The organism is Flavobacterium sp. CAN_S2, assembly GCF_015752255.1.
GTDB lineage: Bacteria > Bacteroidota > Bacteroidia > Flavobacteriales > Flavobacteriaceae > Flavobacterium.
Map to the genome: position 1 here is coordinate 1 of NZ_JADOVA010000007.1, position 13,124 is coordinate 13,124.

Below are 13,124 nucleotides of genomic sequence, written 5' to 3' on the forward strand. Positions count from 1 at the left end.
TACGTTCGATTAAATCAGCATTTCTATCAAAGTAAACTGCGATTCTACTTTCGTTTCTATGCTTCATCAATTTAGCTGTCCAGTTCATAAAGTGTGTTTTGTTACTTGAAGAATAAATTTGGTTATTGGATGATATATTTAGTCATACCTAATTTTAAATCACTAATTTCTCTTTTTAACTCTAAAAACATATCAGTAACACTTATGCATAAAGCTAGATTTAACCACTGAACCGCCACTTTTGGGTAGGTGCTGTTGGCGATGGTTATATTTTATATGAAATCATTATTGAGGTCTTAACTGTTCAATGATGTTAGCGTCAACCCAATAATCTTTAGTCTCCCAATATGTACTTCCATCCTCTTTTACTTTTTCTTCTGACCTTCTAAAAAGAAAATATTTTCCGTCAGGTGTTAACCTCGCACCATTTTCTACTAATTCTGAATTTATCTTATCTCCCATATTAATAGCTGAACCCCATGAACCATCTTGCTGTCGAAAACTGATATAATTATCAGACTTACCATGTCCTTCTTCTCGCTCGCTATCCCATATTAAGTAGGATTCATCAGGCGCAATAAAGGGGTGGGCGACCAATTTCCCTGAGTTAATCTCCTTGCCGAGTAGTTTTGGTTCTTCCCGTTTACCGTCTTTAATCCTTGATATACGGATTCCGTCATCAGTTTTATAATCATCAAAAACAATAGTGCCATTGGCGGATATTGACAACACCATAATGCCCAAATCTTTGCTGTCAAACATTGGACCTAGGCTTTTTAGCTTTGACCAACCAGAATCTGTACGTTCAATATAGTTATGCCTTGAGTATAAGATGTTGCTATTTTCAGCACCACTGGGGTGAAAAGTATATTTACTGGCTCTATAATAATTTTCTTCTTGCCGATAAACAACAACGGCAGGCTGAAAAGGGTCATTACCTGAGTAAGTGAAGTAAAACTCTTCCATATTCAAAGAGTCCTCGTTCCCTAGTTTCCAATCTTCAGAAGTACTCTTTTTAGGAACAAAAACTTCAGGATTTAGTCCTGGTGGCTTATACCCAAAGTATAGATTTTCCTCTATCGAAGAATTATTCTTTTTTGTTTCTGGTTTCTTGGTATTGCAAGCATTTGAGAATATTACAAATGCCAGTGCTAAAAGTTTAATTATGTTTTTTTTCATTGTTCAATTAGTTTTAATTACCGCCAACTAGCTTCTTTTTTATTTAATGTTTACTAGTTTCTGGATCATTGCTTTTGCTGATTCTGAATTAGGATTTAATGCTAAAGCTTTTTTGAATGATTTTAGTGCGTTTTCTTTATCATTGTTTATAAAATAGGCTTCACCTAAACTATCCCAAGTATTTGCATCATCTGGAAACAATCTTGCATTTTCTTCGAATACAACAATAGCATTATCAACTGATTTTTCTTTTAAAAGAGCGTAGCCAATTTTATTTAAAAGAATATTCTTATTGCCCTTAGCAGTTTTGTTAATGGCATCTACATAAGCATTTACCAAAGCTGTTTTTTCATTCGTTTTAATGTCTGGATGCACACCTTTTCCTTCCCAATTGGTTTTTGTTACTGGATGAATGGCTTGGATGTACGGCATCGAAATTGTAAACTCATCGTTCAAATTAATTCGTTTGGTTCGGTTCGCACCTCCGCCTGTAATTTCACCAACTACAACAGCTTTATCTAAATGCTTTAAAGTATAAGTAAATGCTTCTGCCGCCGAAAAAGTATGCTTACTGGTTAAAATATAAAGAGGCTTGTTTGTACTTCGTTTTCCCTTTACATTTCCAAATGTGTACAGTTGTGTTTTTGTATTTGTTGCTCGCTCATAAAAATCACTTAATAAAACAGGTTTTTCATCAAAAAAATAACTCGATAATAACTGCATCATACTGGGAACACCACCTCCATTTGAGCGTAGATCAATAATGATTGCATTGGTACTACTTAAAAAATTCATTGTAGCTGTTGCTGTTTCTTCAGCATATTTTATATCTGCAAACTGACTTAAATTTAAATAACCAATGTTTCCTTCCATTATTTTCACCTCTGTAAATCCGTAATTTATTTCGGTCATTTGCATAGCTGTTCTTTTCTCCATTTCTAATCGCTTTTCTTCCGAAACAGCAAGTTTTTCCCGAGCAATACGCTCTGGTTCAGATCGAACTTTTAGGTGCAAATCTTTACTAATACTTTGCAAATCCTCTGTTACAGTTTTAGCGAATTCAACAGGACTTGTAATTTTATTATATGTATCAGATTTTAAATTTTTATCCAATTGCATTATCATTTTTTTGGATAAATCCAAATCGATATAAGCTACTTCAAGATGAGTTTTAATTGCCAATACAACTTCATTTTTCTCCTTTGTATTCAGTAATCGATTAGTGTCTTGTGCTGTCGTATTTTGCACGGTTACAAATAAAATCAGCAGCATTGTTTTAAGATAGGTTTTCATAATGTTTTCGTTTTACTATTTATAATTTTCAGCAAACATATCAGTAAACTAAAACGGGCTAAAATATTTATCATCAACTAGTAAAATATATTCACATACAATATAATTTGTGTTCAAATCCGGTTTAAGCCTAAAAAAGCAGCGTTTGTGCTTCTTTTAAGTGAATTGGTGCAGATTGTACTGGGAAAAAGTCATTTTTTGTTAATTTTGACTCATGATTGAATTTTTTGAAAAGTACAAAGCCTTTTTGTATGGATTACTAATCCAAAGGATTGCAGTAGTTGTGCTACTGTATTTTAATATGATTTACATTGACAATTCTGGAACAATAGCGAATATCCTAAGTTTTATTTTTAGCTGGTTTCTAATTTCTTTACCTTTTCATTATTTTTCGTTTTTAAAAAAGCATAAAACCATTTCTCTAAAGTTGCTCGTTCTGCTTTTTGTTTTTTTTGTAATCATTATAAATGATCTGAATTCCAAAATAATTGACAATCCCATAACCTTTATTGGATTAGTTTGTGTTGGATTGTCCTTTTTCGCCATCATAACTCCTTCTTATTTCAAAAAGTACGCCTTGATTGTAATGAGTTATTATGGCTTGGTATTGGGTTATTTCTACTATCTAAGAGTATATATTAATGATATAAATAGATACTTTCAGCAGGAAAAAGAAATAAAAATCATCTTGACAGCTCCTTTTTTTGTGCTGCTTTTAACGTGGTTTTATCAGCAATGGAAATGGATGAAAACAATAGAATCAAGAAAAACAAAAGCAGAATTATCGTTGTTGAAAAGCCAGATCAATCCCCATTTTTTTTTCAATACTTTAAATAATTTATATGGTTTAGTAATTGAAAAATCTGATGATGCACCAAATGTTATTTTAAAATTATCCGACATAATGCGTTATACTATTTATATGGGAAAAGAAGATGTTGTACCTTTAAAAAATGAAATAGAATACTTAACAAACTATATTGAATTGCATAAAATACGATATCAGAAAAGAGTCGATATTGTATTTAATCACAGTCGCGAAATTGATTGTCAAATTGCACCATTACTATTTATTATTCCGTTGGAAAACGCATTTAAACATGGCGTAGAAAGCATAACTGAAGATGCTTATATTCATATCAATATAAAAATTGATGCTGGCATACTTTATTTTGATATTGAAAATAACTTCGAAGCAAAAGAAACTTTCCAAACTGTCGGGATTGGAATACAGAATCTAAAACAGCGATTGAAACTATTATATCCTGATAAACATAAAATCAAAATAGATGTTAAAGATTCTATTTACAAATTAGAACTTAAAATAGAAATGATATGTTTCGCTATTTAATTATTGATGATGAACCTATTGCCCATCGCATTATCGAAAACTATTGCGAAAATTTACCCTATTTAGAAAAGAAAGGAAATTGCTATAACGCCTTTGAAGCCTTACAATTTTTGAATGAGGACACTGTCGATTTGCTGTTTTTGGATATTAACATGCCTAAACTATCTGGTTTTGATTTTTTAAAAACCCTACCCAATTCACCCAAAATAATTGTAACCACAGCCTACAAAGAATTTGCTCTTGAAGGTTATGAACTTAATGTTTCGGATTATTTATTGAAACCCTTTAGCTTTGACCGATTTCTAAAAGCCATTAACAAGACATTTGATAGTGCTCAAAATAAAAAAAGTAGTGTTGCATTGCCACCAAACGAAACAGAACCAAATATAAATAGCTTTTTTTTAAGAGGTGATAAAAAACACCATCAAATTCATTTTGAAGATTTATTGTTTATAGAAGCTTATGGACATTATACCAAAGTATATGTAAAGAATGAAATGATTGTTAGTCCTCAAAAAATTTCTGATTTGGAACAGTTGCTTCCAAAATTTGATTTTATAAGAACCCATAAATCTTTTATAGTTGCTAAAAATAAAATCAAACAGATTGAAGGCAACAGGATACTAATAGGTGGATATAAAGTACCAATAGGACAAACCTATAAAGAAAATATCATAATGCTTTTTTAATTTCACTCTTAAAAATCATCTTCAGTTAATTATTAATTTAAATATATCCTATTTGACTTTTAGATCTTAATTTTGAATTTAATAACACATTTAAATTCATCTTATAGATTAACTAATTAATTTTAGTATTGTATAACTTGACAACTCTTACGTACATTTTACTATGAATCCCCAACAGGACATCAAAACCAAATTTTGGGAGCCAATCAAAGACAGACCCTACACATAATAAGCCAATATCTTCAAATCTTCCATAAAATGATTTGAAATTTGTCCTGTAGGGGTCACAAAACCCCAACAAAAGTTAGGGTTTTTTTATGCTTTTTATCGAAAAGTGTACTAAATTCGAGATTTTTTTAGCTAATCTACTAAAAAAGGTTTAAATATATAGAACACTTAATCAGATGATTAATCTCAATTCTCTTAATTATACTTTCACAACACTGAAAAATAAGATTTATAAGTTTATTAATGAACCAAAATTACATTCAATAAAGCCGGTTCTCTCCGTTAAAAAATTATTAAAGTAGAAAAACAATCTATTTGTTGAGTTTACTTAATTCTATGTTTAATATTTTCTAAGCACTTCATTATTTACCACAAAAAAACCGTTTCTGAAATAGAAACGGCTCATTTTATATCCTTTATTATTACTTATTTATTGGTATTCAATTTACTGTTTTTGTATCCGTAAATAAAGTAGAACACTAATCCAATTAGCAACCAAACACCGAACCATTTCCAGTTAGAAACCGCCATTCCGGTCAGCAAATAACAACAAGAGATTAATCCCAATAACGGAATCAAAGAAAGGTTTTTTAGGAATGATAGAACCGCCATCACAATACACAATATAAAGAAAATGATCATCGTGCTATTTGTTGCCATGTTATCTCCTGAGAAATCGAAAGTATCAGCAAAGAAAGTCGGAAATAAATACTGAATTAACAATGCTGAAACCACAACCAATAAAGGAAAAATAAACTTAGAATTTATATACGGGATTTTGAATTTTCCATTAATCTTACGCTCCGCAATTTCAGCTTCGCTTTGAGGAGATAACATTAAAACCCCTCCACAAACCAATACGAAAGCAAATAAAGTCCCAATACTGGTAAAGTCTAAAACGAAGTTTTCATCGGTGAAGAATATTGGTATTCCAACCACTAAACCAGTTACGATAGTTGCAAATCCAGGTGTTTTATATTTTGGATGAATCTCAGAAAATTTCTTTGGCATCAGCCCATCACGACTCATTGTCATCCAGATACGAGGTTGTCCCATTTGAAAAACCAACATTACACTAGTCATAGCCACCACAGCCGCAATGGAAACAATAAATAACATCCATTTTACGCCTTTTAAAGCAAATATTTCAGCTAGTGGATCGCTAACGCCAAGTAATGTATATGAAACCATCCCTGTAATTACCAATGCTAAAATAATATAGACAACGGTACAAACCAGTAGAGAATAAATCATACCGCGAGGTAAATCACGTTGCGGATTTTTACTTTCTTCTGCCAATGTTGAAACGGCATCAAACCCAATATAAGCAAAGAAAACTGCCGAAACACCACCCATAACTCCTTTAAAACCATTAGGCATAAACGGAGTCCAATTATCAATATCTACATAAAACGCACCAACTACAATGACTAAAACTATGATCACCAATTTAATCATTACCATGAAGTTGCTTATATTTCTGGACTCTTTCGTACCTCTGTAAACTAAATAAGTAATTAGTAAATTGATTACGACCGCTGGCATATCAAAAATTATTTTCAAGTTCCCCACCATCGGAGCAGTTTGCCAAGCATTAAAACCTTCTCCTGCTTTATTTTCTAAAAAGGCGGAATGCGCCGATTGATAATTTATCGTGAGCCATTCAGGCAAATGAATTTGAAAAGTTTCCAACAAATTCGTAAAATAGCCACTCCAAGAAAAAGCAATATAAATGTTCCCGATAGAATATTCCATTATCAAAGCCCATCCGATAATCCATGCAAATAATTCCCCAAAAGAAACATACGCATAGGTATATGCACTTCCGGAAATTGGGACACGTGAAGCAAATTCAGCATAGCACATAGCGGTAAATCCGCAGGCAATAGCACAAATGATATAAAGTATTACTACTCCTGGACCTCCAGAAAAACACGCATTTCCTATCGCACTAAAAGTTCCGCCACCAATGATTGCGGCGATCCCAAAAAAAGTAAGATCCCTAACTGTCAAAACCTTGTGAAGTTCCGTGTGATCTCCATCACCACCTTGCTGTAGTATTGTTGTTGTTGATTTTCTTCTAAATAAACTTGAAAATGCCATATCTAAATTTTATCATTAAAAATTAATCTATTTGTACGTCTTTTTACTTGCAATTTGCAATAATATAAATTTTGTTCGGATATAATAATATAAAAGAATTTTATTATTTTTATTTTTAAAAAAGTGTTCGATTGTTTTTGGCAAACTAAAATAAATACCAATTTTTCTATTTGTAAAGAAATAGATTCTATTTCAAACAATTCCTTAAAATTGTCACTGGATGCAACGCTTTTCTGCTCGTTCCGTCAAAAATCTGGTGGCGACAACTCGTGCCGGCTGCTGCAATAGCCGTTGTGGGTTGAGTGGCTCTAATTTTTGGAAACAATGTATTTTCGCCCATTTGCATGCTGATTTCATAATTTTCTTTTTCATATCCAAAAGAACCTGCCATGCCGCAACAACCCGAATTATAAATAGTAACCGAACTGTTTTTAGGCACATTCAACATCGCAAAAGTCGCTTCCATCGTACTCAATGACTTTTGGTGGCAATGTCCGTGAATTTTTATTGTTTTTTCCTCTTCAGAAAATTGTTCTGCATGAATTTTACCTTTTGAAATCTCATTTTTGAAAAACTCTTCAATCGTAAATACATTTTTGGCTAATTTTTCAGCACCTTCTTTATCATCTGCCAATCGAATATATTCGTCCCTAAAAGTCAATATCGCTGAAGGTTCGATTCCAATTAAAGGAAAATCTGCAGTAACGTAATCCGAAAAAACAGCAACATTTGTATTCGCAATTGCTTTTGCTTCTTCGAGAAACCCTTTTGAAATAAAAGCTCTTCCGCTTTCTTCATGATCCACCAGAATCACTTCGTAACCTAACGCTGTCAATAATTCATACGCATCGATTCCGACTGAAACATCATAAAAATTAGTAAACTCATCACAAAACAAACATACTTTTCCGTTTACAAAAGAATCACTTGGCGCCTGATTCCAATTTTTCTCATACCATTTCCTGAACGTCTTTGGAGCCAAAAGCGGCACTTCTCTTTTTGGAGCAATTCCCATACTTTTTTTTACCAAAGGCAAATTCACCATGAAATTCGTAAACTTTGGAGTAATACTTCCCAAACCATTTAGTTTCGCATTAAAAGCAAATATTTTATTGCGCCATGAGAATCCATTTGCTTTTTGATATTGGTACAAAAACTCCGATTTCAAAGCCGCTACATCCACATTACTGGGACATTCGCTGGCGCAAGCTTTACAACTCACACACAATTCAAATACCTTATATAATTCTTGGTGGTCGAACTTATTGTCTTTCTCTGAATGTGTCAGGTATTCTCGTAGCGCATTGGCTCTGGCACGCGTGGTGTCTTTTTCATTCCGGGTAGCTCGGTAACTTGGACATAAAGTCCCACCTGCCGAAGGTAATTTTCGGCAATCACCGGAACCATTGCATTTCTCTGCGGCACGCAAAATCCCCATACTATCCGAGAAGTCCTGAATCGTTTGTATTTCCGGTTCTAATCTTCCTGCTTCCACTCTAAGATTTTCATCCATTTTGAAAGCATTTACAATTTTACCTACGTTTAAGATAGTGTTTGGATCAAAAGCATGTTTAATTCTTTTTAATAATTCATAATTCTTTTCTCCTATCATAAAAGGCAAAAACTCGCCACGAACGATTCCATCTCCATGTTCTCCACTCAACGAACCTCTGTATTTTTTGACCAAAATAGCGACTTCGGTAGCAATGTTTCTAAATTGATGTAATCCCTCTGTTGTTTTTAAGTTTAAAACTGGTCGCAAATGCAATTCTCCTGCGCCGGCATGTGCATAATAAATTGCGCTCTGTCCATGACGCTTCATCATGGCGGAGAATTCGGCAATATAATTGGGTAAATCACTCAATTCAACAGCGGTATCTTCAATAGAATCTGCCGCTTTATTATCGCCTACAATACTTCCTAAAAGTCCGAGACCCGCTTTTCGCAACTCATTTATTTTATCAATATCAGCTCCATAAATTTTTGGCAAAGCATACCCAAAATTATTTCTTTCCAAATCGGCTATTAAATCATTAGCTTGCACTTCGGCATCTTCCATACTAATATGCGACGCCACTTCGAGCATGATAACCGCTTTTGGTTCGCCTTGAATGAAAAATCTGTTTTTGGCTTGTTCCCGGTTGGTTTTGGTACAATCCAATATCGTGTCATCCATCATTTCACACGTATACAAATGATGTTTCATCGCCGTAACCACAGCTTCTAAACTTTCCTGAATGGTATGAAAATGCGCCACTACCATAACATTATTCGTTGGTGGAAGCTCATCGACTTTCAACGTGATTTCGGTGGTAAAAGCAAGCGTTCCTTCGCTTCCGCAGAGGAATTTCCCTAGATTTATCGTTTTTTCTGTTCCTCCAAAAAGTTCCGATCTTAATAATAAATCAATCGCGTAACCCGTATTTCGTCTGTGGATTTCAGGTTTTGGAAATTCTTTTACAATCTCTTTTTGATTTTCTGTATTCGAAAGCTCCTCATAAATCGTTTTGTAAATAGAATTTTCGAGCGTGTTTCCTTTTGTTTTTTCAATGAATTCCGCCGAAGTTATTTCTTTGAATACTGCCCAAGTTCCATCACTCAAAACCGCTTTGATTTCCACTATTTTATCTCGGGTAACACCATACCGAATTGATGTGGTTCCCGATGAATTATTACCTACCATTCCACCAATCATACAGCGATTTGAGGTTGAAGTATTGGGTCCAAAAAACAATCCGTGTTCTTTTAGATATAAATTCAGTTCGTCCCGAATTACTCCCGGCTGAACGGTAATTGTTTTTTTATCCTTATCAAAAGAGACAATCTTGGTAAAATGTTTCGAAACATCTACAATTATTCCGTTACCAACTGTTTGACCAGCCAATGAAGTTCCGGCAGTTCTAGGAGTAATTGAAATCTTATTTTTTGCTGCAAAGCGAATAATTTTTACAATATCGTCCTCTGATTTTGGAATCGCTACAGCAACTGGCATAATTCGATACGCAGAAGCATCTGTAGCATACAGTGTTTTATGGAGATCGTCATGTAAAAGTGTTCCTTCTAATGACTGAGATAATTCTTGTAATTGAGGCGTAATTGACATTTGGTGGCGTAAATTGCTATTATTTTCACAAATATAAATATATAGCGGTTTATACCTTTATAACTAATAAGAAATATTCAAATCCTTTTATTATTCAAGACAAAATATTCTTTAATTTCATTTTGAAAAAATTGGCAAAGAAATTGAGCTGATAAAATAAGTCAAATTTTAAAACCATTTTAACTGGTAAATTTCACTAAAAAAACTATTTTTGAATACTTTATAAACAATACTCTGATGAAAAATTTCAAGCACACCCTTTTGCTTATTGCGTTCTTTTTACTTTCTTTTTGGAATGGTAATGCACAAGTATTGGCTACAAATCCAAAAAATGAATTTAGAGCCGTTTGGATTGCTACCGTGGTAAATATTGACTGGCCGAAAATGAGTACTGATAATGTTGCCAAACAAAAAGCGGATTATATAGAAATTTTAGACGCTTATAAAAAACTAAATTATAACGCTGTCATTGTTCAAATCAGAAGCGTTGGGGATGCTTTTTATCCAACAGAATTAGCACCATGGTCCCGTTTTTTGACCGGAAAAGAAGGTCAGGCTCCAAAACCTTACTTTGATACATTAGCTTGGATGATTGCAGAAACTCACGCCAGAGGTTTTGAGTTTCATGCTTGGATGAATCCGTACAGAGCTACAATGGATTATAATACGTCGCTTTTGAGTCCAAATCATGATTTTTTCAAGCATCCAGATTGGATGATTAAATATGGTGGGAAATATTATTACAATCCGGCATTGCCCGAAGTTCAGAACCATTTATTGGCTATTGTAGAGGAAGTTGTGGAAAAATATGATATCGATGCGATACATTTTGACGATTATTTTTATCCATACAGAATAAAAGGAGAGTTATTTAATGATACTGCTTCGTACAAAAAATACGGAGATGGACTAAGTATTGAAGATTGGAGACGTTCGAATGTGAATAATTTTGTAAGATGTGTTTCCCTTTCAATAAAGAGTATTAAACCATGGGTACAATTTGGCATCAGCCCATTTGGAGTATGGAGAAATAAATCAGTGGATCCAAGAGGTTCTGAAACAGAAGCGGGACAAACAAATTACGATGATTTATTCGCTGATCCGTTAGCGTGGATGGAAAACAAATGGATTGATTATTTAGTTCCTCAATTGTATTGGAGTATGGATCACCCAAAGGCTTCTTATTCAAAACTATTGCGTTGGTGGTCAGAAAACTCGACTAATACCGCAATCTATATTGGAAATGGAACCTATAAAATTAATGCGGATTCTGATAAAAGATGGAATAATCCACAAGAAATTCCGAATCAAATTGACATCACCAGATCGTACAAGAATGTTCAGGGAAATGCGTTTTTTAGTGCCAAATCATTTTTGAACAAAAATCAAAGTGTGACTAAATTACTGACAGAAAACCAATACAAATATCCTGCTCTTCCCACTGTAGTGCCCGGTTCCGTAAAGAAAATGGCTATCGTACCAACTGCAAATAACATTTTGATAGATCCAATTGCATCACGATTTAATGTGATTTATCCAATGTATAGTAAAGTACGATATGTTATGGTTTATGGCGCCAAATTCAACTCGGAAATTAATGTAAATGATCCAAGTCAAATTATTGATAAAATTGCATTCAAAGACGATAGTGATACGGTTGAAGTCGTGATTCCATCCTATAAATTAAACAAAAATACCACCTGCGCGATTACATTCATTGATTTTTATGGTAATGAAAGTGACCCAACTTTAGTAAACTTTACGCTATAAAATTTAATCGAATATAATTTGCCTTTCATGAAAACAGACAATAGACCCTGGTATTGGATTCCCGTTTTAAACTTTGCTTCCGGCTTGCCTTACGCCATCATTATTTCGGTTTCGGTGATTATGTACAAAAACCTCGGAATTAATAATGAAGACATTGGAATTTACACCAGTTTACTCTATTTACCCTGGGTAATTAAGCCGTTGTGGAGCCCGTTTATTGATCTCTATTCCACTAAAAGAAAATGGTTTTTGAGCATGCAATTGCTAATTTCCCTCGCTTTTTTGATTGTGGGTTTAACAATTCCTTTGAGTAATTTTTTCGTTATCAGTTTAGCTGTTTTTTGGGTTGCTGCTTTTGCATCAGCTTCAAATGATGTGGCCAGTGATGGATTTTACATGTTGGCTTTAGAAAAAGACCAACAATCCTTTTTCTTGGGAATCCGCAGTACTTTTTACCGACTTTCGATGCTTACCGGAAATGGATTAATGGTATTTATTGCCGGTTATTTAGAACAAGAATATGGCGATAAACAAAAAGCATGGTCCTATACCATGGTAGTTGTAGGATTAATTATGACTGTCATTACGATTTACAATTATTTTTCCACACCAAAAATAGAAGCCAAAATCGTAGAAACAACAACGGAATCGGTTGCAAATAAAAATTTTGCTGCTGTTTTCGCTACTTTTTTTCAAAAGAAACAAATTGGTTTAGTTCTGGCTTTCATTCTATTATTCAGATTAGGAGAATCGCAATTGTTAAAAATGTTGACTCCTTTTTTAATCGATCCTGTAACAGCAGGCGGAATGGGTTTAACCACTCAAGATGTTGGTGTTATTTATGGGACTTTTGGCGTGATTGCACTTACTGTTGGTGGAATTTTGGGCGGAATCGTAATTTCACGAGACGGATTAGGAAAATGGATGTTGCCAATGATTTTGGCCATGCACTTACCTATAATTGGGTTCATATTACTTTCACATTTTCATCCTGGTTCCGTTTTGTATGTTTATGCAACCGTTATCGCAGAGCAATTTGGCTACGGATTTGGTTTTGCCGCTTTCATGATGTACTTGATTTATGTCGCTGATGGCGAATCAAAAACGTCTCATTACTCGATTGCAACAGGATTTATGGCTTTAGGAATGATGCTTCCGGGAATGATAAGTGGTTATATCCAAGAATATCTTGGCTATGGGAATTTCTTTATTTGGGTATTTCTAGCAACGATTCCGGGACTAATTTTGTCGCGCTTTTTGATTTTTCCAGCGGATTTCGGGAAGAAATCAGAACAAGAATAAACAAACTAGCTTTTTTTTCAAACATATAAGTCATGTAAGTTTATTTAGGTAAGCCTCTGGTAAAACAACTGTTTTTGCAACTATTCTTCTTTATTATTTATTCTGT

The 13,124-nt window shown here is 33.8% G+C and carries 8 protein-coding genes; 4 read left to right on the forward strand and 4 right to left on the reverse strand.

The genetic code is table 11. The features are described from left to right. Positions 1-285: 285 nt before the first annotated feature. Both IWX80_RS16415 and IWX80_RS16420 read right to left on the reverse strand, forming a co-directional pair. The gene (locus tag IWX80_RS16415) at positions 286-1,179 is read right to left on the reverse strand and encodes a hypothetical protein (protein ID WP_196854399.1); all 894 of its coding nucleotides are present in this window, start codon (positions 1,177-1,179) and stop codon (positions 286-288) included. A 39-nt stretch (positions 1,180-1,218) separates the two neighbouring features. Continuing rightward, complete coding sequence (locus tag IWX80_RS16420) at positions 1,219-2,472, reverse strand: S41 family peptidase (protein ID WP_196854400.1); 1,254 nt, start codon at positions 2,470-2,472, stop codon at positions 1,219-1,221. Between the two features lie 214 nt (positions 2,473-2,686). Between IWX80_RS16420 and IWX80_RS16425 the strand changes: the two genes are divergently transcribed. Together IWX80_RS16425 and IWX80_RS16430 are read left to right on the forward strand one after the other, a co-directional pair. After that, a complete protein-coding gene (locus tag IWX80_RS16425; protein ID WP_196854401.1) occupies positions 2,687-3,823 on the forward strand; it encodes a sensor histidine kinase in 1,137 nt (378 codons plus the stop codon). Continuing rightward, positions 3,808-4,512: a LytR/AlgR family response regulator transcription factor gene (locus IWX80_RS16430; RefSeq protein WP_196854402.1), complete on the forward strand. Its 705-nt coding sequence runs from the start codon at positions 3,808-3,810 to the stop codon at positions 4,510-4,512. The genes IWX80_RS16425 and IWX80_RS16430 overlap by 16 nt, the downstream gene beginning before the upstream one ends. A 654-nt stretch (positions 4,513-5,166) precedes the next feature. Here the strand turns inward: IWX80_RS16430 and IWX80_RS16435 are convergent. Both IWX80_RS16435 and IWX80_RS16440 read right to left on the reverse strand, forming a co-directional pair. Beyond that, the gene (locus tag IWX80_RS16435; RefSeq protein WP_196854403.1) at positions 5,167-6,843 is read right to left on the reverse strand and encodes an amino acid permease; all 1,677 of its coding nucleotides are present in this window, start codon (positions 6,841-6,843) and stop codon (positions 5,167-5,169) included. A 187-nt stretch (positions 6,844-7,030) separates the two neighbouring features. After that, complete coding sequence (locus IWX80_RS16440) at positions 7,031-9,946, reverse strand: FAD-binding and (Fe-S)-binding domain-containing protein (RefSeq protein ID WP_196854404.1); 2,916 nt, start codon at positions 9,944-9,946, stop codon at positions 7,031-7,033. A 237-nt stretch (positions 9,947-10,183) separates the two neighbouring features. On the opposite strand from IWX80_RS16440, the gene IWX80_RS16445 reads away from it, so the two are divergent. Next, entirely contained in the window at positions 10,184-11,716 is a 1,533-nt protein-coding gene (locus tag IWX80_RS16445; RefSeq protein ID WP_196854405.1) for a glycoside hydrolase family 10 protein, read from the forward strand. 27 nt (positions 11,717-11,743) lie between these two features. Further along, positions 11,744-13,018, forward strand: a complete 1,275-nt coding sequence (locus IWX80_RS16450) for an AmpG family muropeptide MFS transporter (RefSeq protein ID WP_196854406.1) — start codon at positions 11,744-11,746, stop codon at positions 13,016-13,018. Positions 13,019-13,124 lie beyond the last annotated feature (106 nt).